We start from the raw sequence: 25,449 nt of genomic DNA, 5'->3' as shown, positions 1-25,449 counted from the left end.
ATGGAACTGGAATTTCTCGGAACGTGTTCAGGCCAGCCATCAAAGTTGCGGAATGTGTCGGGGCTTGCTTTAAAATTATTGGATGAATTAAACGAAATTTGGCTCTTTGACTGCGGGGAAGCCACCCAGCACCAAATCCTGCGGACCAATATTCGCTTAAGGAAGGTTACCAAGATCTTCATCTCCCACAACCACGGTGATCACATCTTTGGCCTGCCGGGACTCTTAGCTACCCGGTCTTTTCAAGGGGACGTTGGCCCCTTGACCATCTATGGGCCACCTGGCCTTGACCAATTCGTCAAAACGTCACTCCGGATTTCGAAGACGAAATTGTCTTACCCGATCAAGTTCGTTAACTTGGAAAAGGCGGGCAAGATCGTCGATGAAAAGGGCTTTAAGGTTTATACTGAAAAACTGGACCACCGGATTGACAGCTGGGGCTTCCGGGTAGTGGAAGGCGATAAAGCCGGAGAACTGTTAATGGACAAATTGGCGCAATATCATGTGCCAAATGGGCCACTCCTTGGTAAACTAAAGAGGGGCGAGCAGGTTGCCTTAGAAGACGGGACAGTCTTAGACGGGCATGATTTTTTAGGCCCAGCCAAAAAGGGCCGGGTAGTCACAGTCATCTATGATACCCGGTCCACGCCGGCAATTGGCCGTTTAGCCGACCATGCCGACGTCTTGGTCCATGAGGCTACTTTTGACGCTAGCGAAAGCAAGCTGGCTAAAGAGTACTACCATTCAACCTGCACCCAGGCTGCAGAAACGGCTAGAGCCGCCCAGGTCGGGCACTTGTACCTGACTCACGTTTCGGCGCGCTACGTCGGGCCTTTAGCCAGCCAAATGGTCAAGCAGGCTAGGAAGATCTTCCCAGAAACGACTCTGGCCAAAGATCTGGATTGTTTTGTCATTCCGATGAAAGGTGAAAAAAATGAGTGATTCATTACGCAATAAAGTTGTAGTTGTTACCGGTGCTTCTAGCGGCATTGGCCGCGCCATTGTCATGGAAAGCGCAAGCCGGGGGGCAACGGTGGTCTTAATGGCTAGAAGCCTGGACAAGCTGGAAGAAATCGCTGCTGAAGCCCAAGAATTGTCTGGCTCAGCCGCTTTTGCCATTAAGGTGGACCTGGGCGTCGCCAGTGAAATCGAAGAGGCTTTTAAAGAAGTGACCAGCAAGGTCAGCCACATTGATTACTTGGTCAACGCTGCTGGCTTTGGCAAGTTTGAATACTTCATGGATGCACCAATGCAAGATGCTACCAGCATGTTCCAAGTGGACGTTCTGGGCCTGATGTACATGACCCGCCTCTTTGGCCGGGTGATGATGGACCAAAGAAGCGGCCAAATCATCAACTTTGCCTCTATGGCCGGCAAGGTGCCAACCACCAAGTCCGCTGCTTACAGCGCCGCTAAGGCAGCCGTAATTCAATTTTCTAACGTTTTGCGGTTGGAATTAAAGCAATTTGGTGTTAAAGTAATGACAGTAAACCCTGGCCCTGTCTACACCAACTTCTTCAACATCGCCGACGAAAAGGGCGACTATGTGAAGAACGTCCAGGCCTTCATGCTTGACCCGGATGACGTTGCTTGGGAAGTCGTCCACTACTTTGGCTCTGCCAAGCGCGAATTGAACCTGCCAGTCAGTCTGGCGGTTTTGGCCAAGCTTTACAACCTGTTTCCAACGATTGGAGACTACTTATCATTAGAATTTGCTTCTCGCAAATAAATAAAATCATCTTTTTCTTGATTTATTTGCCAAGCAATAGTATTATTTAATTACTTGAGTATTTTGGTCCAAGACCAGATGCTGTGATACTACAATAAAGGAGATCAGTTATAAATGGCAGTTCCTGCAAGACATACTTCTAAGCAAAAGAAACGTTCACGTCGCGCTCACTTGAAGCTCAGCGTACCAGCTATGCACTACGACGCTACTACTGGTGAATACCGCTTGAGCCACCGTGTATCCCCAAAGGGTTACTACAAGGGTCGTCAAGTAGTAAGCGAAAACACCGCTAGCGATAACGACTAATTAAAAGACACCTGTTTTATGGTGTCTTTTTTTCATGTAAAAATTTGCTTGGTAGGCCAAGCAAAAAGAGAAAAAGCGAAAAAAGCAAGAGAAAAAGAGAAATCAAAAAAATGAAGTTAGTTTTTTTACATTCTAGCGATACGCACGGTTACTTATTGCCAACTGATTACCAAAACGATGGCGAATATAATGCCCCATTCGGCTTAAGCCGGGTGGCTAGCGCCATCAAGGCTGAAAAGGCCAAATGGGGCGCTGAGCACGTGGTAGTCACCGATGCCGGTGATTGCCTTCAAGGCTCGCCTTTAGCCGCTTATGCCCACGGCAGCGGCGATTTAAAGAACCTTGACCGCTTTACTGCGGCCTACAATGCCGTTGGCTACGACGTTCGTTGTCTGGGCAACCACGACTTCAACTTTGGTCAAAGCTACATGACCAATTACGTGGATAACAACCAGGCGCCATTCGTCAACTGCAATATTTTAGACGCTGAAACCCACATGCCAGCTCTTGGCCGGGAATACGTCATCTTGGAGAGAAGCGGCGTGAAGATCGGCGTGATCGGCATCACCACCCAGTACATCCCGCACTGGGAAGCAGCAGACCGGATCAAGGGGCTGGAATTTAAGTCAGCCTTTGAGCAAGTGAACAAGCTGGCTAAAAAGCTGAAGCCGCAAGTCGATGTTTTAGCGGTCCTTTACCATGGCGGCTTTGAAAGCGACATTGAGGATGGCCACGCAACTGAGCCTCATAACGGGGAAAACGAAGGCTACCGGATCTTGACCGAAATTCCGGAAGTAGACGTGATGCTAACCGGTCACCAGCACCGGCGCTTAAACGTCGTCAAGGACGGCAAGCCATGTGTGCAGCCAGGCTACCGGGGCGAAGCCATTGCTGAAGTTGTTTTGGACTTAGACAAGACCGAAGACGGCTACAAGGTCAAGAGTGCAGAAAGTACGCTGATCGACACCAAGGACTACGATTCTGACCCAGAATTGGCCCAAATCGTGCAGCCACTTGACCGGGCCACCCAAAAGTGGCTGGACCAGCCAATCGTTCACCTGGATGAGCCAGCCCCAATCGAAGATGCCAACAAGGGGAGAATTGAAGGGGCGCCGTTTATCAACCTCCTCCAGCAGATGCAGCTTTACTTTACGGGCGCTGACTTGTCAGCGACTGCCGTCATGAACGACGTGGCTAAGGGCTTTGGCAAGACGGTGACGATGCGGGACATCCTGCTCAACTACCCATATGCCAATCAACTGGTCAAGGTGCGCTTGACCGGTAAAGAGCTCCGCCATATCGTCGAGCACACGGCAACTTTTTTGCGCAAAGACGAAGATGGGTCCATCCACTTTATCGACCGCTACTTAAAGCCAAAGCCGGAGCTCTACCACTTTGACGTCTTTTATCCGCTGGAATATGAGGCAGACCTGTCTAAGCCAGCTGGTCACCGCTTGACCAAGCTGAAATTGCACGGCAAAGATATCCAAGACGACCAGGTCTACCACTTGGCCGTTAACAACTACCGAGCTAACGGCGGCGGCTTTTACCCAGAATACAGCCTGGACAAGATTGAGATGTCCCTAGACAAGGACTACGTGCAAATGTTCAGAGAATATCTGACGGAAGCTGACGTTCACGTGGACACCAAGAAGTACTACCGCTTTTACTAATTTGTTCTAATCAATGATTTTTGGTAGAAAAGCAAAAGAAGGCCATTTGGCCTTCTTTTTTGCATCTTTAGTGAAATTGGCACTTTTAGAAAAAATGTTATACTGGAAAAAAGAATTGAGGTGAGAACATGAGCAAGCAGAGTATGGGAACCAGCATTAGGATTAGCGGCATGACGGAAATCAGCCACCTGACCAGCTTTGTCATGGGCGAAGACTTGCAAAAATTGCAAGCAGGAGAAGCCGTGATGGGCGGGGTCGTCCACCAGCATCCCTTTGCCTTTATCCGGATTGAAGAGGCTGAGCTAGTTTCAGGCGACGCACCAGCCTGGCTCAAAGAGCAGCTTTTGGCTAGTCCCGTTTTTCAAGCTGAGGCCGGCGAAGGCGTTTTGCCCTGGCTGGCTAAAGCAGAAGATGGGAAGTTGACCCAGCTTTTTGGCCAAGAGGTGAAAAAGGGGCAAGGCGTCACCCTGCAAGTCACCGTGAAAGACCCGCAAAAGCGGGAACTTGCCCTAACCGGGGTCATCCTGGGCAGGGAACAGGCAGCTAAAGTAGAAAAGAATACAGTTGAAAGACAGCAAAAGAAAGAAACTGAAAAAGAAGCCATAGCAGAGACTTTTAAGCCTAAACTAGTTGACCAAGAAGTCAAGATTGCCGGCCAAACTCTGCCGCTTCATGACTACCAGCTCTACGCCTTGAACTTTATCGAGGAGCACCCGTATTGCGGGATCTTTCTGGATATTGGGCTGGGGAAGACCTTGACTACCCTGGCTGCCTTTGCCCAGCTTCGGGAAAAAGGCTTAACCGGCCACATTTTGGTCATTGCCCCCAAGGCCATTGCCCAGTCCACCTGGCAAGATGAGATCGCCAAGTGGAACTTGCCTTTTAAGACGGTTTCTTTTTTAGCAGATGAGAAAGGCCATGCCGTTTCGGCCAAAAAGCGGCAGGAGATCTACGAAGAAGCCGCGGCATTTGCTGCCAAGAGCGACTGGCACCTCTACTTTATCAACCGGGAGCTGGTCACCAAGTTAGTGGATCTTGGTCCCTGGCTTTTTAAAAACGTGGTGATCGATGAGTCCCAATCCTTCAAATCGCCAACGGCCAAACGCTTTAAGGCGCTAAAAAAGGTGCGTGGGCGAATCCAGCGCCTGGTTGAATTAACCGGGACGCCGGCGCCTAATTCTCTGGAAGACCTCTGGTCGCAGATTTATTTGCTAGACCAAGGAGAGCGGCTAGGTACCAGCATCAGCCAGTACCGGTCTAAGTACTTTAAGCCAGGGATGCTGATCAATGGCCACCCGGTCGACTGGCGGCCACTTCCTGGCAGCGAGGAGCAGATCTACCAGGCAATTGGCGATTTGGTCATCTCCATGAAAAATACCCGCTTGGAGCTGCCGAAATTGACGATGGTGACAGATACGGTAGAGATGCCGCCAAAAGCCAAAAACAGCTACCTGCAGCTAAAAAAAGAGCAGGTGCTAGAAGTTGGCGGTGGCGAAATCACGGCTGACAATGCGGCTGTTTTAGCTGGCCGCTTGCGGCAGCTGGCTAGCGGCGCCATCTACGAAGAAGACGGGGTCAATTACCAGGAATTTTTTGCCGATAAATTAGAGCGGTGCTTTTACCTGACTAGCAACACCTCTTCGCCATGTCTAGTGGCTTACTACTTCCATTCAGACGCCAGCCGCCTGTTAAAGTACTACAAGAAAAATGGCGTGATGGCGGAGCTCTTTGACGGCAGTCCCCAGATGATCAAGCGCTGGAACCAGGGCGAGATCCAGGTCATGCTGGTCCAGCCGGCCAGTGCCGGGGCGGGCCTCAACCTGCAAGCAGGGGGGCACACCCTCATTTGGTTTACCCTGCCATGGAGCTTAGAGCAGTACCAGCAGATGAATGGTCGCCTCTACCGGCAGGGACAAAAAAAGCCGGTCATCATCCACCACTTGTTAACCAAGGGGACGATTGACCAGCATGTCTTGGCCAGCCTCAAGCATAAGGACATCTCGCAAGAGTCTCTCTTGAAGGCAGTTAGAATGTCTTTGAAATAATGTTATTACTTTTTTCTTTAGGCGCTTCTTAAAAAAGAAGCTCTCAATCCAGGTTGGATCGCTCTTTAGCTGGTGGTGGGCCCAGAGGCTGAAGAAAAAAGCTCCGGCTAAGTCAGCAATTAAGTCGCCCATGGTGTCCATCAGGGCTGCCCGGCCGACTAATGGGGTGTTCCCTGACAGGTAGCGCTGCAGGTTCATGTTAAAGAGGCCGTCACAGGTAAATTCGTAGCACTCCCACAAGACCCCGCAGAAAACGGCAAAGGCGATGCCATAAAGGCAGATAAAAGCTGCCGGGAGCTCTTTTTTAGTAAAGATCCCCAAGACGGCTAGGCCCGCCCCAAAAAGCAGGGCGCCGCTGACGACGTGGAGAAACTTGTCCCAGTAGGCGACGTAGTAGAAGTGGTAGGCGTCTCCCAGGTAGATGGCGCAGTAGATGAAGGCCATGAAGAAAAAGTACAAAAAATTGGGCAGGTAGAAGTGGAAGATTTTTCCTAAGAGATAGGGTAAAACGGTTAGCACTAAGCCCGCTAAGACTTCTGCCACTAAGAGGGCATAGCTTTTTTGCCCTAAAATCAAGAGATGCCAGGAACTGGTGACTAAGGAAACCAGCATGGACAGGGTCACGAAGATAAAGGTAAACTTTAAGGCAATTGCTTGTTTACGCATAAGAATCACTCCTCACAAGGATGAAAGTATTGAGTTATCATTAAAAAACGTCAGCTAAAAATTAATAGCTCTGATTACTTTCAATTTTAGCAGAAGGCTTAAATAAGTTAAGAAATAAGACTTAAAAAGCACTTTTTTAAGAGAATGTACTAAAATTAAGGTGTGAAAATAACAAATAAATGAGAAACTATCAAAGATAGCATTGCCAATCAGGCAAACAGAAAATAGGAGGAAAAAATGGATTTAGCAGAAATCGAACAGCAGGCAAGGCAGGCAACCAAGGAAATCGTCGAAGCGTCCAAGATCAAGCGGGGGCAGATCTTCGTGGTCGGATGCTCATCTAGTGAAGTTTTAGGTGAAAAGATTGGGACCAATACCAGCGTCGACGTAGCGGTGGCCCTTTACAAGGGAATCAGCAGCGTGCTGGATGAAAAGGGCATCTACATGGCGGCCCAGTGCTGCGAGCACTTAAACCGGGCTCTGGTCATTAAGCGCGAAGCCATGGAAAAGTACGACTTTGAACAGGTCAATGCCATTCCCCAGCCCAACCACGCCGGCGGCGCCTTTGCGACCATCGCCTACCGGGAAATGCCAGACCGGGTATTGGTCGAAGACATCAAGGCCAAGGCAGAAGCCGGGATTGACATCGGCGGCACCTTGATCGGGATGCACATCCACCCAGTTGTCGTTCCTCTTAGAATTTCTTTAAGCAAGATCGGGGCCGCCAATATCATCTGTGCCCGGCGCCGTCCTAAGTATGTTGGCGGGCAAAGAGCCATCTACGACGAAAGCCTGATGTAGAAAAGGGCCAAAATACCAAGTAAGAAATGAGAGAAGTCGATGAATGAGCAAGTAAAGAACTGGTACAAAGACAAAAAGCGCCTAATTCGCTACCTCCTGCTGGGCCTCTTGGCAATTGCCACGATCCTGGCACCGTGGAGCGGCAAGGCGGAACTAGGCAACTTTTTATTTTGGGCCTGGCTGATCATTCTTTATGAGGAAGGTGAATTTGCTTTAAGCAAGCGGAGTTCTGGCAAATACAAGCCTTGGCAGCTGAAGCTGCTGGCCTTTCTCGGCTCTTTAGCTCTTTGCATCCTATATCTAGTCTATAATTATTTTGTTGCAAGATAAAAAAACTATTAGGTGATTAAAAAGAATATCCAAAGCTTTGTAAAAAAATAACAAAGTTTGGCCCATGTCTTGCGAAAACTTGATAAAATGGAATTAGTATATCAAAGCGAACAACTTTATTTATTAATCAAGGTGGCAAGACGATGAAAAAATATCAATTAGTAGCCGATACAATTAAGAACCGCATTTTTGATGGAACTTATCCAGCTCAGTCATTTTTGCCAAGTCAAGACCAGCTAGCAACTGAATTTAACGTCAGCAAGATCACGATCAAAAGCGCACTTGACTTATTAGCCCGGCAAGGTTTTGTTTACAAGGAATCAGGCTTAGGCACTTTGGTTTTGTCTAACCTGTCCTTGGTCAACAAGCGTGACGCACCAGTTGACTCCTTTATGGGTCTCAGCAGTGAGCAAGGCGATGAGCATGTCACTAGCAAGGTGATCAAGTTCGCGGTGGAATTCCCAGACAAGGACCTGTGCACCAAGCTGAACCTAGAACAAAACAATCCAGTTTACGAAATCATCCGCTTGCGCTTAATCGACAATGAGCCCTTTATCATTGAACACACCTACATGCCGGTCAAGGACGTGCCAGGTTTGTCCAAGCAGGTTCTAGAAGGGTCCGTTTACGGTTACCTGCACCAAAAGCTGCACATCAAGTTTGGCGGGGCTTACCGGAAGATTAAGGCCGCCGTACCTGATGAATACGACATCAAGTACCTCGGCGCGACTAAGGAGACCCCAATTCTGGAAATCGAACAAATCGTTTGGACCAATTCCGGGACCAACATCGAATACTCTCGCGCACGTAACCTTTACGACAAGCGGGCTTATTCTACGGTTGAAGGCACGCGGTAAATAAAACGCATAAAAAAACAACTTTTTGACATGAGCCTTGTCAGAAAGTTGTTTTTATTTTGAATTTTTTTTAGTTTTCTTCTTTTGAAAAAACTAACCCAGTTCCTTGTTCCGGGCCAAAGCCGCGTTAACCGCACTGATCGTAGCGTAGCGGAAGCCGTTTTGTTCTAAGGCTACGACGCCGGCAATGGTGGAGCCGCCTGGTGAAGTAACAGCGTCGCGCAGCTCTGCTGGGTGCTGGCCGGTCTTTAAGACCATTTCAGCTGAGCCTAGAACCGTTTGAGCGGCCATCTTGATGGCTGCTTGGCGGGCTAGGCCGTTTTGAACGCCGGCATCGGCCATGGCTTCGATAAACTGGTAGACGTAGGCTGGGCCGCAGCCAGCCACGGCGGTTGCGGCATCCATCAGATTTTCGGCGATTTCCACGGTTTCCCCGGAGTAGACCATCAGTTTGGTGAAGACTGCCTTAGCTGCGTCATCGCTAGCGGTAAAGCTGGTCATGCCGGCTCCCAAGGCAACGGGAGTATTTGGCATCATACGGACAATGCTGTGGCCGGGCAATAATTTTTCTAGGTCAGCCAAAGCAACGCCAGTAGCCATGGAGATCCAAACCGCCTGCTTATTGATGCTGCCAGCCAGTTCGGCAATGGCTTGACCCACTTGGTATGGCTTCACGCCTAAAAAGACCACGTCGCTTTTTTCAGCGACTTCTTGATTAGTAGCTAAAGTACCGCCAATTTCCGCTTGCAGCTTGCTGGCCTTGGCGACGTTGTGATTGCTGAGGAGCAGATCCGTACCTTCAACCTTGGCTACCGCCTTGGCAATGGCTGAGCCCATGTTGCCTAGTCCAATAAATCCAACTAACATTGAGTATTTCTCCTAACTTTTATTTCTTGCTATTATATATTTTTTGATTGGCTTATTCTCTAATTTGCCCATCACCGTGGATGATGTACTTGTAGGTGTTTAGCTCGTTTAAGCCCATTGGCCCACGGGCATGCATCTTTTGGGTGGAAATCCCGATTTCGCAGCCCAGGCCAAATTCGCCCCCGTCAGTGAAGCGGGTAGAAGCATTGACGTAGACGGCAGCTGAGTCGACGGCTTGGGTGAAGCGGTCAGCGGCTGCTTGATCTTCGGTAATAATGGCTTCGCTGTGGTGGGTGGAGTGCTTGGCGATGTGCTTGATGGCAACTTCAAGTCCGTCAACCACCTTGATGGCCATGATGTAGTCCAAAAATTCCGTATCAAAGTCGGCTGGACCAGCCAGCTTGGCATCTGGCAGGTATTCCTTAGCACGTTCGTCAGCCCGCATTTCTACCTTGCCGGCAAAAGCCTCAGCGAGTTTTGGCAAAAAGTCAGCCGCAACTTCTTTGTCAACTAGGCAGACTTCAGCGGCGTTGCAGACGGATGGTCGGCTCATCTTGGCATTAGCCGTAATTCTGACCGCTTCGTCTAAGTTGGCAGCCTTGTTAACGTAAATGTGGCAGATCCCGGTCCCAGTTTCGATAACTGGGACAGTGGCGTTGTCAACGACGGCCCGGATCAGGCCCTTGCCGCCGCGGGGAATCAAGAGGTCGATCTTGCCCCGGGCCGTCATCATTTCACTTGAAGACTTTCGGGTGGTATCTTGGACCAGTTCAATGGTCTTCGGTGAAATTGTGCTCTTTTCTAGGCCCTGCTTCAAGGCGGTCATGATGGCATTAGCAGAGTTGAAGGCTTCCTTGCCTGAACGCAAAAGAGCGGCGTTGCCAGACTTGATGGCTAAAGCAGCGACGTCAGAAGTTACGTTTGGCCGGCTTTCGTAGATCATGCCCAAGAGGCCAAAAGGCACAGACTTCTTTTCGATCACCAAGCCGTTGTCAGCTACGTGCTTGTCAAGGACACGGCCAACTGGGTCTGGCAGGTCGATCAAGGCTCTGATCCCATTTGCCATCCCGGTCAGTCTTTCGTCAGTCAAGCGGAGGCGGTCCAACATGACGTCTGAGATCGTTCCCTTGGCCTGTTCTAGGTCAAGTTCATTGGCCTTTAAGATTTCGTCCTTGCTTGCCAAAAGTGCATCAGCCGCGGCAGCCAGGGCTGCGTTCTTTTCTTTGGTGGCAGCTAAGTTGACTTCTTGCTTGTGGTCCAGCAGGCTGTCCATCAGCCTTTGCGTTGATGATTCTTCCATAATCTTGTTCCTTTTAAAAAATAGTATTGATCAAATAATAAGCTGAAATTGTCAAAATTACAAAGTGGTTACCCAGTCATCCCGGTGGATGAAGATCCCTTCAGGGTGGTTTTGTTCCAAGATTTCCTTTAAGACCGGCTTAGAAAAGCGGGCCTTGCCCTTGCCGATCAGGTGCTTGCTGGTTAAGCTGTAGACTTCTACGATATCGTCTTTTTGGAAGTCGCCCTTAACCTGCTTGATCCCGGAAATGAGGAGACTGGAGCCTTTTTTAGCCATGGCGTTGACGGCACCTTGGTCAATAAAGACCTTGGCCGTGGTTGGGGCGTAAAAGGCCAGCCATTGCTTCTTTTGATTAAAGGCATTTTCGTTGGCGGTAAACAGCGTTCCTTGGTTTAACTGGTCAACGGCGTCAATCATCGCTTGAGAACTCTCAGAAGAGCAGATAAAGACAGGTACGCCAGACTTAGTGGCCATGTCAGCCGCCTTAATCTTGGTGGCCATCCCGCCAGTCCCGTTGCTAGAGCCTGCACCGCCAGCGATTTCAAAGGTCTTTGGCGTGATGTTTTCAATCACTGGAATTGGATGAGCATTAGGGTTCGTCCGGGGGTTAGCGCTGTAGAGGCCGGGCACGTCGGTCAAGAGGACCAGGAGGTCAGCCTTTAGAAGGGATGCTACTTGCGCTGACAGGGTGTCGTTATCGCCGACCTTTAATTCGTCGATGGCGATGGTGTCATTTTCGTTGATGATTGGGATCACCCGGCGGTTGATCAAGACGCTTAAAGCGTTAGAAGCGTTTTGGTAGCGGCGCTGGTCAGCAAAGTCGTCTTGGGTCAAAAGGATCTGCGCGGAAACCACGCCCTTGGCCAAGAGGTCTTTAGTATATTCTTCAATTAAGAGGCCCTGGCCCACGGCGGCAGCAGCTTGCTTGTCAGCTACCTTCTTGGGTCGTTTGTCAAAGCCCAGCCGGCGAAAGCCAGCGGCAATTGAACCTGAGGTCACCAAAACCAGCTTGTAGCCCTTTTGGTGGAGGGCAGCCAGCTGACTGGTGATCTTCAAGATCTTGCTTGGATCCAAATCCCCGGCTGGACTAGTCAGGGAAGAGGTTCCGACTTTAAAAACGATCAAGTTTTCTTCCATATTGAAACTTCCTTAATATTTTGGTTTGTCTAGATATGATAGCATGTTTTGCGCGGGTTTGCTTACTTTTTGTACGATGCAAAAAGGCTAGCCACGAAGTGACTAGCCTAGAAACATATTCATCTGTGCCTTATTTGCTATAAACGGAATCGTCTTTAACAGAATGGGCGGTGATTTTTGGAATGATCAAAGAGAACAAGAAACCAAAAATTGCACCCACTACCAACAAGGTAACAGGATCATAGCTGCTTTGAGTCAGGGGAGCTCCAATGAAGCCAACGATGAACATAAAGATCATCCCCCAGACGGTACAAACAATATAACGTCCCATACTATCTTCCTTCTTTCGCTATGCATTTTAGCAGAATTGAGGACTAAATTCAATGTGAAAAAGGGCGACTTTGCTATAATTAAAAGGACGATAAAATAGTAAAAAAGTAAAGACAAGCAATGCAGAAAGGGGAAAAAATGGTCAATGCAGCAGTTTTACAGGCAATTTCCGCCAATACGATTTTAGCTAGTCCATTGAAGGTTAAGGACTTGGTCTTGGGGGCCAAAGAGCGCGGCTACGGCGCGGTCGCTTTGACCGACGTCAATGTTACTTTTGGCCTGGCTGACTTTTACCTGACCGCCAAAAAAGCTGGCATCAAGCCCTTATTGGGCATCCAGGGGCGGTATTTGGGCAGCGGTGACCAGGCTTTTGACCTGATTTTTTTAGCCAAGAGCCAGCGGGGCTACAAGTCGCTCATGCGCTTGTCCAGCTGCTTAAATTTGGCTTCTGGCGATTTAAAAGGGGAAAGCCTGCCATCACTTATTTCTCTGCCTAAAGATCTACCAGATTTAACGGCCATTGTCCCGGCTGGTCCCACCAGCGAGCTCCGCTACCTTTATGACATGGGGCAAGAGAGCGTAGGGCAGACTTTTTTGACCGCCTTAACACAGCAGGCAAAAACTAGTGGGTGGGACCTCTGCCTAGGCCTTTACCCAGCTGAAAGCGCCGCTTTCTATAACCAGTTCGTTCAAAAGCTAGCAAAAGAGTATTCCTTAAAAACGGTGATTACCGAAGACGTGCGCTACCTAAACCCGGAAGACCAGTTCAGCCAAAAGGTCTTAGGCGCCATCAAGAGCAAAAAGGTTTTCACGGAAGATGAATTAAGGGCCATCGCCAAGGGGCGGGGGTCTCACTACTTGCGGCCGGCCGGCGAGCTTTTTGACGCCTGCGAGCAGCTGGGCTTAAAAGAGGCCTTTCTCAATACCTGGGAGATCGCGGAAAATGCGGATGCCCAGATTCCCTTTGCCAAGCCCCAATTGCCGGTTTTTCCGCAAACAACGGGTCTCAGCTCTGATGACTATTTGACCAAGTGGGCAGTAGCCGGTTTAAAGCGGCTGGGTTTGACTAGCCCGGCTTATCAAGAAAGGCTTGCAAAAGAATTAATGGTCATCAAGCAGATGGGCTTTAGCGACTACTTCTTGATTGTCGGCGATATCGTTGCCTATACCAAAAAGCAGGGCTACTTAATGGGGCCAGGGAGAGGGTCGGCCGCTGGGTCACTTGTGGCTTATGCCTTAGGCATTACCCAGATTGATCCTTTAAAGTATGACCTCTTGTTTGAGCGCTTCTTAAACCCGGCTAGAAGCACGATGCCCGATATCGACTTAGACTTCACCGCGGCCGGCCGCCAGGCCGCCATGGCTTATGTGCAGGAAAAATATGGGCAAAGACTCCGCTTTGGCCAGGGATCTGACCTAGTAGCTCGGATTTTAGCCTTCACCACCATGCAGGCTAAAAGTGCCTTAGAGCGGGTGGGCCATGCCTTTGGCTTGACCAAACCGGCTATTGAGCAATTAAAAACTGCCATGGGAGCTGCCAACAATTTAGACGAGGCCTTCCAGCAGCCAGATTTTCGCACCGCAGTGTCTGCTTCTTGGCTGAATCAATTGGTCTACCAAACTGCTAAAAAACTGTCCGGTCTGCCCGAAGATACCGGGACGCACGCACCGGGCGTCGCGATCAGTGAAGAGCCCTTGTCCAGTAAGATTGGCCTGATGACCGGGCAAGAGGCGCCCTTATGGACGGTCCAGCAGACCAAAGAATACGTTGAAAAATATGGTCTTTTAAAGATCGACTTTTTGACCCTGAGCAACCTGGAAATGCTGGAGCAGGTCTTAAAGTTAATCAAAGAAAGAGGCACGGACCTTGATTTGCTGAAGATTCGGCTTAATGATCCGGAAGTTTTCCGCCTCCTGCAAGCTGGGAAAACCGCGCTGATCTTCCAATTAGGGTCCAGGGGAATGCAGGATACCTTAAGGCAGCTGAAGCCAGAATCTTTTGACGACTTGTCAGCCGCCATTGCACTTTACCGGCCGGGTCCGATTAAGAGCGTTCCCCTTTATGCCGCTAGAAAAAATGGCCAAAGCCCGGTCAGCTATTTGGATGATAGCTTAAGGCCGATCCTCGCGCCAACTTACGGAATCCTGGTCTACCAAGAGCAGGTGATCCAAACGGCGCAGAAGTTTGCTGGCTTTAACCTAAGTGAAGCTGACATCTTCCGCCAGGCCATTTCCAAAAAAGAGGCCGCTGTCTTAGAAGAACAAAAGGCCAAATTTGTCAAAGGTGCCCTTAAACAAGGGCACAGCCAGGAAAAAGCCCTCGAGATTTTCCGGGCGATTGAGCCCTTTGCCGGCTATGGCTTCAACCACTCCCATGCCGTCGCTTATGCTTTGCTAGCCTACTGGGAAGCCTATTTACTGGTTCACTACCCGCAAGAATTTTTCCTAGCTCAATTTGGCAAGAGCCGGGGCAAGGATCTTGGCAAATATTATGGGGAAGCGCAAAAGTTTGGCTTGCAAGTCTTTGGGCCGGACATTAACCACAGCGAAGCTAATGCCAGCGTCCATAACGGCGCCATTTACCTGGGTTTCCGGGCGGTGATTGGCCTGACCAATTCCTTTATCGACAACCTCTTGGCCATGAAGCGACCGATTACCAGTTTCTCGGCTTTTTTAAGACAGCTGGATGAGCAAAATCTGAAGGAAACGCAGATCAAGCTCTTGATTGCCGCCGGAGCCTTTGATCAGCTGGACAGCAACCGCAATAACCTGCTAGCCAATTGTCAGTCCTTGATCAAAAATACCAAGATGACCAAAAAGAGCCTGGTCTTGCAGGACATGTTAACGGTCAAGCTAGAGCAGAAGCCGGAACCGACCGCCAGTAAGAAGATGGACTTGGAGCGCCAGAGCTTAGGCTTTGCCATTACTAAGTCCCCGCTTGCCCTGGCCCAAAGAGTTCTGGGTGCTAGCTACCAGGCTGTTCCATTTACGGCCATTAACTTGGGCCAAACAGCTAATGTCTTGACCATTTTTGACAGAAAAAATGATTGGCTGATTAAAAAAGGGGCTAATGCCGGACAAAAGGGCAGCAATGCCTACTTTAACGATTCCCAGTTGTCTGAAAAAGTCACGATTTTTTCAGATGAATACCGGTGCTTCAAGCTGGAAGCCTTGCCGAAAGGTACTTTATGTCTGATCCGGGTGTCCAAAAGAGATGACCAAAAGGATCCGCGCGGCTACCAGCTGATCTTGCGGGAGCTTACGGTTTTATCAGAAAAGAAGCTCTTAGAAAAGGCTAGAGAAGTCAAGCAAGCACAGCAGCCAAAGCCAAAGGAAAAGGCGCTTGAGCAGTATTGTGACCAGCAGTTTCAAACGGTGCGATTAAGACAGATTCACTTGCGGCAAAGAGCCCGGGCGATCGTCAAGGTCTTAGCTGTCCGCGACCACCTGGACAAAAACGGCAATCAAATGGCAACCTTGTCAATTGCTGATTCCAGTGGCCGCTACCGGGCCCTGCTTTTTGCTGAGCAATTTCGCTCAATCAAGCAAAAGCCGCAAGCAGGCAGCTATTACCTGATTGATACCGAAGGTCTGGCCAGTCAAAATGCCGGCATTGATTTTAAGATCTACCACGTCCGCCAAGTAAATTTGCAAAAGTAGCGAAAATTTTCTTGACCAATTCATTTTTTTGAAAAAAGTTGAAATTAGTGAAAAAATGCATAAACGCGAGCATAGGATTTGTAAGCCCTAACAGCTGAAAAAACGAAAAAAGTTGAATTTAAACCAGATTTTACAAGACTTTATGCGGTAAAAATGTTATGATTTATGTGATGTGAGATATTACACAATTTAAATCATGATGAGGTGAATTCATGAAACGGATTGGTATTTTGACCAGTGGTGGCGACGCCCCTGGTATGAATGCAGCCGTGAGAGCCGTAACTAGAGTCGCACTTGCGAACGGTCTGGAAGTTTTCGGCATTCGCTACGGTTTTGCAGGTTTGGTCGCAGGTGACATTTTCCCACTTGAAAGTGAAGATGTTGCCCACAAGATCAACGTTTCCGGTACCTTCCTCTACTCTGCACGTTATCCTGAATTTGCAGAAGAAGATGGCCAAAAGGCTGGTATTGTTCAATTGAAGAAGCACGGCATCGACGCTGTTGTCGTTATCGGTGGGGATGGTTCCTACCATGGCGCCTTGAAGCTGACTGCTCACGGCTTTAACTCAATTGGCTTGCCAGGGACGATCGACAACGACATCCCTTACACGGATGCCACGATCGGCTACGACACGGCATGTATGACGGCAATGGACGCGATCGACAAGATTCGTGACACTGCTTCAAGTCACCACCGCGTGTTCATTGTTAACGTAATGGGCCGCAACTGTGGTGACATCGCCATGCGTGTTGGTGTTGCCTGCGGGGCTGACGCAATCGTCATTCCTGAAAAGCCATACGACATTGAAGAAATCGCTACTCGCTTAAAGCAAGCTCAAGAACGTGGCAAGGACCACGGCTTGGTAGTTGTTGCTGAAGGCGTCATGACCGCTGACAAGTTCATGGCAGAATTGTTGAAGCATGGTGACTTCGACGCTCGTGCCAATGTCTTGGGTCACATGCAACGTGGTGGTACGCCAACGGTTTCTGACCGTGTGCTTGCTTCAAAGCTTGGTGCTGAAGCTGTTCACCTTCTCCTTGAAGGCAAGGGCGGTTTGGCAGTCGGCATTGAAAACGGCAAGGTAACTTCACACGACATCCTTGATTTGTTTGATGAATCTCACAAGGGTGACTATGACTTGTTAAAGCTTAACGAAGATTTATCAAGATAGTTGTTTTTATAGTTTTTGATTTAGGGAGATTTTTTCACAATGAAAAAAACGAAGATTGTTAGTACTTTAGGACCAGCTTCAAACGATATTGAAACCATTACTAAGTTAGCCGAAGCAGGTGCAAACGTATTCCGTTTTAACTTCTCACACGGTGACCACGAAGAACACCTGGCAAGAATGAACATGGTTCGTGAAGTTGAAAAGAAGACTGGCAAACTTTTGGGTATCGCTCTTGACACCAAGGGTGCTGAAATTAGAACTACTGACCAAGAAGGCGGCAAGTTCACCATCAACACTGGTGACCAAATCCGGATTTCTATGGACGCTACCAAGGCTGGTAACAAGGACATGATCCACGTTACCTACCCAGGTTTGTACGACGACACCAAGGTTGGCGGTACTGTATTGATCGACGACGGTGCTGTTGGTTTGACTATCAAGGCTAAGGACGAAGAAAAGCGCGAATTGGTCTGCGAAGCTCAAAACACTGGCGTAATCGGCTCAAAGAAGGGTGTTAACGCACCAGGTGTTGAAATCCGCCTCCCAGGGATTACTGAAAAGGACACCGACGACATCCGCTTTGGTTTGCAACACGGTATCAACTTCATCTTTGCCTCATTCGTACGTAAGGCTCAAGACGTTCTTGACATTCGTGCCCTTTGCGAAGAAGCTAACGCAGACTACGTTAAGATCTTCCCAAAGATTGAATCACAAGAAGGTATCGACAACATCGACGAAATCTTGCAAGTTTCAGATGGTTTGATGGTTGCTCGTGGTGACATGGGTGTTGAAATTCCATTCATCAACGTACCATTCGTACAAAAGGAATTGATCAAGAAGTGCAACGCTTTGGGCAAGCCAGTTATCACTGCTACTCAAATGCTTGACTCCATGCAAGAAAACCCACGTCCAACTCGTGCCGAAGTTACTGACGTTGCCAACGCCGTTCTTGACGGTACTGACGCAACTATGCTTTCAGGTGAATCTGCTAACGGTTTGTACCCAGTAGAATCAGTTAAGGCAATGCACGACATCGACGTTCGGACTGAAAAGCAACTTGACAGCCGCAACACTTTGGCTTTGCAACGCTTTGAAGAATACAAGGGTTCAAACGTTACTGAAGCTATCGGTGAATCAGTTGTTCGGACTGCTCAAGAATTGGGCGTTAAGACTATCATCACTGCTACTAGCTCCGGCTACACTGCACGGATGATTTCTAAGTACCGTCCAGACGCAACTATCGTTGCCTTGACTTTCGATGAAAAGATCCAACACTCACTTGGCATCGTTTGGGGCGTTGAACCAGTTTTGGCAAAGCAACCTTCAAACACTGACGAAATGTTCGCTGAAGCTGCTAAGGTAGCTAAGGAACACGGCTTCGTTAAGGATGGCGACTTGGTAATCATCGTTGCTGGTGTACCATTTGGTCAATCAGGTACTACTAACTTGATGAAGTTGCAAGTAATTGGTGACCAAGTAGCTCGCGGCTTGGGCGTTGGTACTGGCTCAGTAATCGGCAAGGCTGTTGTTGCTAACAGCGCTGAAGAAGCTAACGCTAAGGTTAAGGAAGGCGACATCTTGGTTGCTAAGACTACTGACAAGGACTACATGCCAGCTATCAAGAAGGCTAGTGGTATGATCGTTGAAGCTTCAGGCTTGACTAGCCACGCAGCTGTTGTCGGCGTATCACTCGGCATTCCAGTTGTTGTCGGTGCTGCTGACGCAACTTCCAAGATCGCTGACGGCTCAACTTTGACTGTTGACGCACGTCGCGGCGCAATTTACCAAGGTGAAGTTTCAAACCTGTAATCTAGGATTGCAAGTCTGACAACCACAAAGAAGAGAGTTCAATCACGCGATTGAGCTCTTTTTCTTTGCATAATTTTTATCTGCCTCGCTTTAATGCCTGCCTTAAAGATGACTGGAGCAGAAGGGCGTCTTGTTTATTTAGGTTAAATAAAGAACTCGGTTAAAACTTGCTGCAAAATAGAAAAAACTATGCGCGAATTAAAAAAATTTGGCGACCGGGAAGAAAAAACAATTGTTAATTACTTTATTTTCTTTCCGTGTTCCCGTATACTAGCATTATAATTATGTAAAGTTGGAGGCAAACTATGCTTGGAGAAATCCGGACCGGTAAAATCACTGACAGTAACGCTGAAGCTTATTTCGTGCAGATTGATGGCTTGACGTTTAAATTGAAGAGAGAAGAAATCACCCAAGAAGAGACACCGGAAATTGGTGGACAAATCACGGGTTTTATTTACGATAACCAGAATCATGAACGGGAAATGACCCAGTTTCTGCCGTTTGCTCAGGCTGACCAATACGGCTGGGCCACGGTTACCAAGGTCCAGCGCGGGCTGGGGGTCTTTTTAGACATTGGCTTGCCAGATAAAGATATAGTCATGTCTTTGGACGACTTGCCCCTGGATCCAGCTCGTTGGCCGCAAAAAGACGATCGGTTGCTGGTGCGCTTAGAGACTGATGACAAAGAGCGAATTTGGGCCAAGGCAGCGGATGAAAATGTCTTTGACCAGATTTCTGTCCGCTTCCCTAACAACCTGGTTAACAAGAATTTGTTGGCCCGGGTATATTCCAGCAAGTCTCTAGGTTGCTTTGTACTGACTAACGACTACTACCTGGGTTTCATCCATGAATCGCAAATGCAGCAGCCGCTGCGTTTGGGCGAGGAAGTCAAGGCTCGGGTGATCGGGGTCAGTCAGTATGGCCGCTTGAACATGAGCGTTTTGCCGCGAGCTTTTGAAGAAATTGACGATGACGCGGCCATGATCATGATGTCTTTGCGCCGCAAGGAGGACAAGTGCCTGCCTTTCAGCGACAAGAGTGATGCCCAGGCCATCAAGGACTATTTCGGCATCTCCAAGTCAGCCTTCAAGCGGGCGCTAGGTCACTTGATCAAGGCGGGAGAAATCGTTCAAGATAAAGAAGCAGGCACCATCTCCTTAAAGGAAAAGACTGATGGAGAAGCTTAAAGATCAAGTCGCTGACTACCTACGCTTTGGCCAGGTGGAGCGGGGGCTTAGTCAAAACACGATTGCTGCCTACCAGCAGGACTTGACGGAATTTTTGGACTTTTTAGCTGAAGAAGACTTAACTGCCTGGCCCAGCCAGGCCCTAGAGATCGACGCTTTTTTGGCTAAAGAAAGGGACTTGGGCAAGGCGACCAGCTCGATTTCACGGATGATTTCGTCTCTGCGCCGCTTTTACCAGTGGCTGGTCCGGCAGGGGCTGATTCAAATTGACCCCATGAGCCAGATTGATGCCCCTAAAAGGGAAAAGAAGATGCCGCTGGCCTTAAGTCAAGAGGAAGTAACGCGGCTTTTAGACCAGCCAGATGTTGAAAAAAGCCTGGGTCTAAGGGACCGGGCGCTTCTTGAACTGCTCTATGCGACTGGGATGCGGGTCAGCGAGATCATCAATTTGACCCTCGGCGACATCCACAAAGACCTGGCCCTGATTCGGGTTTTAGGCAAGGGGTCAAAGGAACGCTTGATCCCAGTGACGGATTACGCCTTAAGCTGGATTGACAAGTACCTGCCAGTCCGCAGCAAACTTTTGTTAAAAGCAGGAAAAGACAGTGACTACGTCTTTTTAAACAGCCGGGGCGGGCAATTGACCCGGCAGGCTGTCTGGCAAATGATTAAAAAGTACTGCCAAAAGGCCGGCATCAATAAGGACGTGACGCCCCACACCCTCCGCCACACCTTTGCCACCCACCTGCTAGAAAATGGGGCAGATTTGCGGGTTGTGCAAGAAATTTTGGGCCATACCGATATTTCCACGACCCAGATCTACACCAACTTGACCCAAAAGCATATCCGGGACGTCTACCAAAAGACTCACCCGCGAATGAGTTGATCGAGGTGATTAAGTGCTAGTACCATATAAAAAGGATTACGAGAAAATGGCCATGGGTCTTTTGTCTTACTTGCCTGATTTTAAAAATCTGCAGAACCTGCAAGAAGAAATGAAGCTCTATAGTAAAGATGAGGCTCTGCAGCTGTTCCTTTATAAAAATGCCGATCAAAACATCGTGGGTCTGGTAGGAACGGAGAAAGGCGATGGCTGCTTGGTTCTGCGCTATGTATCCTTAGCTCCGGGCTTTCGCGACGATGAAAACCTGTCTAACTTGATGCAGGAACTAAGGCAAGAAGCAGGCAAGGACAAGCTGATGACCGTGCCGGAATATACTTATTTACTGAGATACCTAAAAGATGACAGAACAAAGCATGACGATTAACCTGCCTAATTTTGCAGGGCCCTTGGACTTGCTCCTCCACTTGATCAAGTCCCAGGAATTAGACATTTATGATATCCCGATCGCCAAGATTACCAAGCAGTATCTGGACTATTTGGACCAGATGCAGCAGCTGAACTTGCAGCTGGCCGGGGAATACTTTGTGATGGCGTCAACGCTGCTCCGGATCAAGTCCCAGTACCTCTTGCCTAAAAACGACTTTGCCCAAGAGGAAGAGGACTATGAAGACCCGAGAGAAGAATTGGTCGAGCAGCTGGTCCAGTATTCGGTCTTTAAAAAAATTTCGGCTTACCTTAAGGTCAGAAGCGAGGATGTGCCTGTTTTGGTGGCCAAAGAGCCTAGTGCGGCAGAAAAAGGGCAGGTGCAGCCTTTGCCTTATGGGCAGATTTCAGCCAGCGACCTAGCTAATTCCTTTGCCCTGGCCATGCAACGCTTTAAAAACCGGCACCCCCAAGAAGCCAAGGTATCCTTAACCGGCCGGCCGATTCAGGAACTCCTCAATTTTTTAAAGGAAAAGCTTGACCAACAAGGCCACGCCAGCTTTTTTGAGATTAGTGAAAACATGCCCAGCCTGGCCGACTTTGTCGGGCTCTTCATGGCCATGCTGGAACTGATCAAGGACAAGTACCTTAAGGTGACTCAGGTGCGGGCCTTTGGCGATTTAGAAATAGAAAAGATAATCAGCGATGACAAGTAAAATGGCGCAGCTAGAAGCCTTGCTTTACGTAGCAGGGGACAATGGGATCAACCAGGCTGACCTGGCCAGCCTTTTGGCCGTTAGCGAAGAAGAACTGGCACATGAAGCCCAAAAACTCAAAGAAAAGCTGGATCAAGACCCAGACAGCGGCTTGACCTTGATTGAGATCAACCATGATCTGAAGCTGACAACCTGCGGAGAGTGCGGGGATCTGGTTGAGACCTACTTTAACCGGGATCTGAGCAAGAATATCAGCCAGTCTGCCTTGGAAATTTTGGCGATTATTGCTTATAAGCAACCCATCACCCGGGTGGAGATTGACGAAATTCGCGGCGTTAACTCTTCTGGCGCCTTGCAGACCCTGGTTTGGCGAGGGCTGGTCAAGGCTGAAGGCGTTAAAGACGTGCCGGGCCACCCCAAGCTCTACGTAACGACGGACTACTTTTTACAATATTTTGGCTACAAGTCGCTAGCTGACTTGCCAGTTATTGAAAACTTTGAAGATGCGGCCTTTGACAGCGAGGGCCAAGTCGATTTGTTTGCGGACAAAAATAATTCGGAGGATAATTAGGACAATCATGACAGAGGAAAGATTGCAGAAGGTGATCGCCCAAGCGGGCATCGCCTCTAGAAGAGAAGCGGAAAAGATGATCCTGGCCGGCCGGGTTAGAGTCGACGGCCAAGTGGTCACCAAACTAGGGACCAAGGTTCATTCGATTGAGCAAGTGGTTGTTGACGGCCAACCGATTGAAAGAGAAAGCCACCATACCTTTCTTTTTTACAAGCCAAGAGGCGTAATTTCAGCTGTGAAGGATGACAAGGGCAGAAAGACGGTCGCTGACTACTTTACTGACTTGCCATACCGGCTCTACCCAGTGGGCCGGCTTGACTATGACACGTCCGGCTTGCTCTTAATGACTAACGATGGGGATTTGGCCAACCTCTTGATGCACCCCAAAAACGAGGTGGACAAGGTTTATGTGGCCAAGATTAAGGGTCAGCTGACTCCTGAAGAAATCAAGGCCTTGAAGAAGGGCGTCAAGATCGGCAAGTTTAAGACTAAACCGGCCCAAGTGAAGATTTTGAAGACCAGCCTGAAAAATGACACTCAGATCGTGCAACTAACCATTCATGAAGGCCACTACCACCAGGTCAAGGAAATGTTTAAGGCTGTCAACCACTTGGTCGACAAGCTTTCTCGTGAGCGCTATTCCTTCTTAACCCTGCAAGGCCTTACATCCGGACAATACCGGGAATTAAACCATAAAGAGGTTGACAGATTAAAGCGCTTAGATTAAACTATAAGAGTAAAAATTAATATCCAAGTTGTCTTCGGGGTAGGGTGAAAGTCCCAACCGGCGGTGTGAGTCCGCGACCCACTTTTGTGGTTGAATGCATAAGCTACCGATAGTTACAGTCTAGATGGAAGAAGGCAGACTTTGACATGCTAAGGCGAATAGTAAAGAAAGGTCTGTTGCTCTTCAAGGCAACGGATCTTTTTAAATACTGGAGGTATTTTAGTATGGAAGCTGTCAAGCATCGCTCAAAGTCAAAATCAATTAGCAACTGGCTGGCCTACGCCATGATCGGGGCCATCGCCTTTGTGGTCATGAAGTTTGAATTTCCAATCATGCCTGGTGTTTCTTTCTTGAAGATGGACTTCTCTGACGTTATCGTGGTCATCACCACCTTTGTCTTTGGTCCAGTTGGTGGGACCATGGTCGCCCTGATCAAGTGCTTGCTGTCCTTGATCTTCTCTGGTTTTGCCCTGCCATCCTTGGTTGGAGAAATTGCCGCGTTCTTAGCCTCAATGGCCTTCGCCTTGCCATTTTACTTCTTAGCTGGTTCAGTTAAAGAAGAAGACCGCAAGAAGGCTAAGGGCTACCTGCTGCCAATCGCTGGTTTAGTATTAGGGACTCTTTGCCTGACTTTGGTCATGAGCCTAGCCAACCAATTCCTGCTTACGCCAGTTTACGCCTACACGTCAGTTCCGCAAGCAGCCAGCATGAAGATGAGCTACGGCCAACTCTTGACCTTTACGGAAAAGGTTTACCTGGGCAAGATGCTCCACATTCCAAGCATGAGCAGCTACATCATGGGCATTATCGCCCCATTTAACCTGATCAAAGGTGCCATCAACTCAGTTGTGGTTTATATCTTGTTTGAAGCTGTTTTGAAGAACATCAAGCCTTTTGTAAGCAAGCACTTCAACATTTCTAGCAAGTACTAAAATTGCTAATTTTTCAAAATAATTAATCGTAAATAATTTAAAACAGACTTCTCGGTAAAAGAGAAGTCTGTTTTTGGTTAAAAAGGGCGGCATTTTATGCTAAAATGGAAAGTCAAAGGGGGATGCCCATGGATCAAAAAGAACGCAAAGTGCCCTCACGCCTGGCCCGGCAAAGAGCTGCCAGGGAAAAGCGGGAAAACCGCCGCGCGCCTTGGCTGACCGCCTTGCTGGTCATCATTATTGCCCTTTTGGCGGTCGTGCCCTTGCTGAATACCAGTGCCGATTTGTATCAAAAGCCCAATAAAGAAGAGCGAAAGACTAAGAAGGCAGACGGCCAAAAAGACAAGGCTAAGACCGCGTCTCAAGCCGCTAAGAAGACGTCAAAGGCCAAAACGGAAAAGACCGTTACCTACTACGTTCAAAGCGGGGATTACTGGGCCAGCATCGCTGAAAAGTATGGCTTAACGGCCGATGAATTAGCCAAGCAAAATGGCATGGATACCAGCCAAACCTTGTCCGTTGGGCAAAAACTGGTGATCAAGACCAGTAAATAGCCTTCAGGTAAAACATAAAATAGTAAACTAAAGAAAGGGTTGAAGCGATTTTGGTCGCTTCATTTTAATGTTATGCAAGTTGCAATTGATGGACCTGCTTCAGCAGGTAAGAGTACCGTAGCGAAGATTGTTGCAGGTAAATTGTCCTTTGTCTATATTGACACGGGTGCGATGTACCGGGCATGTACTTTGATCGCCAGAAATCACGGCCTGGCTTATAGCGATGAAGCCGGGATCTTGAAGGCGATTGACCAAGACGGCATCGTCTTAGAGCCAGGCGAAAATGGCCAAAAGGTGCTGGTGGCCGGCGAGGACGTTTCTTTGGAAATCCGCACGCCAGAAATTACCGCCAATGTTTCAGAAGTTTCCGCTTTGCCAGGCGTCCGGGCCAAGATGGTTGAGCTGCAAAGAGAGTTAGCGGGCTCAACCGACGTGATCATGGATGGCCGGGACATCGGGACGACCGTTTTGCCAAATGCTGATGTCAAGATCTTCTTGGTAGCTAGTGCACGGTCCCGTGCCGAAAGAAGAATGCTGGACTGGCAGCAAAAGGGGATTGAAGCCAAGCAAACCGTTGAAGAAATCGAAGCTGATATTGCTAAGCGCGACTACTTGGACTCTCACCGGGAAGTGTCTCCACTGCAAAAAGCTGACGACGCCATCGAGATCGATTCAACTAATTTAACTATCGACCAAGTTGTTGACGCTATCTTGGCGGAAATTGCTAAAAAAAGAAATAATCTTAATTAATTGAAAAAAGTCTGCTAAAATAGTAGCAAATTCCTCTATTTTTCGGTAAAATAGAGAACGAAT

25 protein-coding genes and 1 riboswitch are annotated in these 25,449 nt (G+C 48.6%); of the genes, 20 read left to right on the top strand and 5 right to left on the bottom strand.

Annotated elements, in window-relative coordinates:
* The 5 genes from rnz to FC20_RS01995 all read left to right on the top strand — a co-directional run bounded on the left by rnz (position 1) and on the right by FC20_RS01995 (position 5,753).
* Positions 1 to 942, top strand: coding sequence for a ribonuclease Z (gene rnz / locus FC20_RS02015; protein ID WP_008461351.1), 942 nt, complete (start codon positions 1 to 3; stop codon positions 940 to 942).
* Complete coding sequence (locus FC20_RS02010; RefSeq protein WP_008461348.1) at positions 935 to 1,729, top strand: SDR family NAD(P)-dependent oxidoreductase; 795 nt, start codon at positions 935 to 937, stop codon at positions 1,727 to 1,729. Before rnz ends, FC20_RS02010 begins: the two co-directional genes overlap by 8 nt.
* 114 nt (positions 1,730 to 1,843) lie before the next feature.
* Positions 1,844 to 2,035, top strand: a complete 192-nt coding sequence (gene rpmF / locus FC20_RS02005) for a 50S ribosomal protein L32 (protein WP_008461345.1) — start codon at positions 1,844 to 1,846, stop codon at positions 2,033 to 2,035.
* A 110-nt stretch (positions 2,036 to 2,145) separates the two neighbouring features.
* Positions 2,146 to 3,708, top strand: coding sequence for a bifunctional metallophosphatase/5'-nucleotidase (locus tag FC20_RS02000; protein ID WP_056945289.1), 1,563 nt, complete (start codon positions 2,146 to 2,148; stop codon positions 3,706 to 3,708).
* A gap of 128 nt (positions 3,709 to 3,836) precedes the next feature.
* On the top strand, positions 3,837 to 5,753 hold the full coding sequence (locus FC20_RS01995) for a DEAD/DEAH box helicase (protein ID WP_008461335.1): 1,917 nt from the start codon (positions 3,837 to 3,839) through the stop codon (positions 5,751 to 5,753).
* On the opposite strand, the gene FC20_RS01990 is transcribed toward FC20_RS01995, so the two are convergent.
* The gene (locus FC20_RS01990; RefSeq protein WP_008461333.1) at positions 5,652 to 6,419 is read right to left on the bottom strand and encodes a DUF2238 domain-containing protein; all 768 of its coding nucleotides are present in this window, start codon (positions 6,417 to 6,419) and stop codon (positions 5,652 to 5,654) included. The genes FC20_RS01995 and FC20_RS01990 overlap by 102 nt on opposite strands.
* A gap of 237 nt (positions 6,420 to 6,656) precedes the next feature.
* Here FC20_RS01990 and FC20_RS01985 point away from each other — a divergent pair, with 237 nt between their 5' ends.
* The 3 genes from FC20_RS01985 to FC20_RS01975 all read left to right on the top strand — a co-directional run bounded on the left by FC20_RS01985 (position 6,657) and on the right by FC20_RS01975 (position 8,407).
* Positions 6,657 to 7,220 carry a TIGR01440 family protein gene (locus FC20_RS01985; RefSeq protein ID WP_008461330.1) on the top strand — a complete coding sequence of 188 codons (564 nt, stop codon included), beginning with the start codon at positions 6,657 to 6,659 and terminating at the stop codon, positions 7,218 to 7,220.
* A gap of 39 nt (positions 7,221 to 7,259) precedes the next feature.
* Entirely contained in the window at positions 7,260 to 7,550 is a 291-nt protein-coding gene (locus FC20_RS01980) for a hypothetical protein (RefSeq protein ID WP_008461328.1), read from the top strand.
* A 143-nt stretch (positions 7,551 to 7,693) separates the two neighbouring features.
* Positions 7,694 to 8,407, top strand: a complete 714-nt coding sequence (locus tag FC20_RS01975) for a GntR family transcriptional regulator (protein ID WP_008461325.1) — start codon at positions 7,694 to 7,696, stop codon at positions 8,405 to 8,407.
* A gap of 93 nt (positions 8,408 to 8,500) precedes the next feature.
* Here FC20_RS01975 and proC read toward each other — a convergent pair whose 3' ends face one another.
* The 4 genes from proC to FC20_RS01955 form a co-directional block, all read right to left on the bottom strand.
* Complete coding sequence (gene proC / locus FC20_RS01970; protein WP_056945288.1) at positions 8,501 to 9,274, bottom strand: pyrroline-5-carboxylate reductase; 774 nt, start codon at positions 9,272 to 9,274, stop codon at positions 8,501 to 8,503.
* Between the two features lie 52 nt (positions 9,275 to 9,326).
* The gene (locus FC20_RS01965; protein ID WP_008461317.1) at positions 9,327 to 10,574 is read right to left on the bottom strand and encodes a glutamate-5-semialdehyde dehydrogenase; all 1,248 of its coding nucleotides are present in this window, start codon (positions 10,572 to 10,574) and stop codon (positions 9,327 to 9,329) included.
* Positions 10,575 to 10,631: 57 nt separating this feature from the next.
* On the bottom strand, positions 10,632 to 11,711 hold the full coding sequence (proB, locus tag FC20_RS01960) for a glutamate 5-kinase (RefSeq protein ID WP_008461315.1): 1,080 nt from the start codon (positions 11,709 to 11,711) through the stop codon (positions 10,632 to 10,634).
* 130 nt (positions 11,712 to 11,841) lie between these two features.
* Positions 11,842 to 12,042: a YjzD family protein gene (locus FC20_RS01955; protein WP_008461313.1), complete on the bottom strand. Its 201-nt coding sequence runs from the start codon at positions 12,040 to 12,042 to the stop codon at positions 11,842 to 11,844.
* Positions 12,043 to 12,179: 137 nt separating this feature from the next.
* Between FC20_RS01955 and dnaE the strand changes: the two genes are divergently transcribed.
* From dnaE to cmk, 12 genes are all read left to right on the top strand, one after another.
* Positions 12,180 to 15,701 carry a DNA polymerase III subunit alpha gene (gene dnaE / locus FC20_RS01950; RefSeq protein WP_008461311.1) on the top strand — a complete coding sequence of 1,174 codons (3,522 nt, stop codon included), beginning with the start codon at positions 12,180 to 12,182 and terminating at the stop codon, positions 15,699 to 15,701.
* Positions 15,702 to 15,913: 212 nt separating this feature from the next.
* Positions 15,914 to 16,873, top strand: a complete 960-nt coding sequence (gene pfkA / locus FC20_RS01945; protein ID WP_008461309.1) for a 6-phosphofructokinase — start codon at positions 15,914 to 15,916, stop codon at positions 16,871 to 16,873.
* 39 nt (positions 16,874 to 16,912) lie between these two features.
* Positions 16,913 to 18,682 (top strand): pyruvate kinase, encoded by a 1,770-nt coding sequence (gene pyk, locus FC20_RS01940; RefSeq protein ID WP_008461306.1) that lies wholly within the window; start codon positions 16,913 to 16,915, stop codon positions 18,680 to 18,682.
* Positions 18,683 to 18,987: 305 nt separating this feature from the next.
* On the top strand, positions 18,988 to 19,869 hold the full coding sequence (locus FC20_RS01935) for a CvfB family protein (RefSeq protein ID WP_008461304.1): 882 nt from the start codon (positions 18,988 to 18,990) through the stop codon (positions 19,867 to 19,869).
* Complete coding sequence (xerD, locus tag FC20_RS01930) at positions 19,856 to 20,755, top strand: site-specific tyrosine recombinase XerD (RefSeq protein ID WP_008461301.1); 900 nt, start codon at positions 19,856 to 19,858, stop codon at positions 20,753 to 20,755. Before FC20_RS01935 ends, xerD begins: the two co-directional genes overlap by 14 nt.
* A 13-nt stretch (positions 20,756 to 20,768) precedes the next feature.
* Positions 20,769 to 21,137: a reductase gene (locus FC20_RS01925; protein WP_201779600.1), complete on the top strand. Its 369-nt coding sequence runs from the start codon at positions 20,769 to 20,771 to the stop codon at positions 21,135 to 21,137.
* Positions 21,112 to 21,852, top strand: a complete 741-nt coding sequence (locus tag FC20_RS01920; RefSeq protein ID WP_008461298.1) for a segregation and condensation protein A — start codon at positions 21,112 to 21,114, stop codon at positions 21,850 to 21,852. The genes FC20_RS01925 and FC20_RS01920 overlap by 26 nt, the downstream gene beginning before the upstream one ends.
* Entirely contained in the window at positions 21,842 to 22,423 is a 582-nt protein-coding gene (scpB, locus tag FC20_RS01915) for an SMC-Scp complex subunit ScpB (protein WP_008461297.1), read from the top strand. Before FC20_RS01920 ends, scpB begins: the two co-directional genes overlap by 11 nt.
* A gap of 7 nt (positions 22,424 to 22,430) precedes the next feature.
* Positions 22,431 to 23,150, top strand: a complete 720-nt coding sequence (locus FC20_RS01910) for a pseudouridine synthase (protein ID WP_009557932.1) — start codon at positions 22,431 to 22,433, stop codon at positions 23,148 to 23,150.
* Positions 23,151 to 23,176: 26 nt separating this feature from the next.
* Positions 23,177 to 23,290, top strand: a riboswitch (FMN riboswitch).
* Between the two features lie 84 nt (positions 23,291 to 23,374).
* The gene (locus FC20_RS01905; RefSeq protein WP_008461295.1) at positions 23,375 to 24,082 is read left to right on the top strand and encodes an ECF transporter S component; all 708 of its coding nucleotides are present in this window, start codon (positions 23,375 to 23,377) and stop codon (positions 24,080 to 24,082) included.
* A gap of 128 nt (positions 24,083 to 24,210) precedes the next feature.
* Positions 24,211 to 24,636, top strand: a complete 426-nt coding sequence (locus FC20_RS01900; RefSeq protein WP_039943663.1) for a LysM peptidoglycan-binding domain-containing protein — start codon at positions 24,211 to 24,213, stop codon at positions 24,634 to 24,636.
* A gap of 72 nt (positions 24,637 to 24,708) precedes the next feature.
* Positions 24,709 to 25,386, top strand: a complete 678-nt coding sequence (gene cmk, locus FC20_RS01895) for a (d)CMP kinase (RefSeq protein WP_008461292.1) — start codon at positions 24,709 to 24,711, stop codon at positions 25,384 to 25,386.
* Positions 25,387 to 25,449 lie beyond the last annotated feature (63 nt).

It is taken from the genome of Lactobacillus equicursoris DSM 19284 = JCM 14600 = CIP 110162, assembly GCF_001434815.1.
GTDB lineage: Bacteria > Bacillota > Bacilli > Lactobacillales > Lactobacillaceae > Lactobacillus > Lactobacillus equicursoris.
The sequence above is the reverse complement of the archived record's forward strand: the minus strand, read 5'-3'. Positions and strand labels throughout refer to the sequence as shown.